Here is a 543-nt window from a genome sequence, read left to right as displayed (position 1 = left end):
ACGGACATGATGGGAGACCTCAACAGGATGCTGGAGGGGCTCGTGAGGTAACCAAAGTTTTTAAGCCCTCCATCTTTTTCCTTTCTGGTGGGAGAAATGAACGTGAGAGAGGTTCATGAGTTTCTCAACGGGATGTGGGAGAGCATTTTCAGGCTCAACGAGGAACTTAAGGCCGAGCTTCCCGAGAAGGGCTTCAAAGTGGAGGACGTGGAGGAGGTCTTTGGCGCTTACATCTTCCTTGACGGCGAATGGAGGCTCATGAAGTACCCACACCCGGCCTTCGAGATAAAGCCCCAGATAGAAGTTGGGGCAACACCAGAGGCTTACTACTTCGTGGTCGCGGTTCCAAAGGAAAGGATAAGCGAGAACTTCGTTGGCCTCTTCGTGGAGCTCTTCCCGAGGAGCTTCATCTACGGGGCGGAGGACTTCCTGAGCGACGTATACAACTGGAGGCGCGACGGGAGGATTTCTCCGAGCGAGATAATGGCGCGCATAGAGAAAAGCGATGAGAAGATTTTCCAGTTCGAGGCCAACTTCGAGAGA

1 protein-coding gene is annotated in these 543 nt (G+C 53.0%); it reads left to right on the top strand.

Annotated features, from left to right (window positions below; translation table 11 throughout):
• Positions 1–96: 96 nt before the first annotated feature.
• On the top strand, positions 97–543 hold a 447-nt coding region (locus E3E42_RS11655; protein WP_167904879.1), incomplete at its 3' end, for a DUF3201 domain-containing protein.

Origin of the sequence: Thermococcus sp. JdF3, from assembly GCF_012027495.1 — an archaeon.
Classification (GTDB): Archaea; Methanobacteriota_B; Thermococci; order Thermococcales; family Thermococcaceae; genus Thermococcus.
The sequence above is the reverse complement of the archived record's forward strand: the minus strand, read 5'-3'. Positions and strand labels throughout refer to the sequence as shown.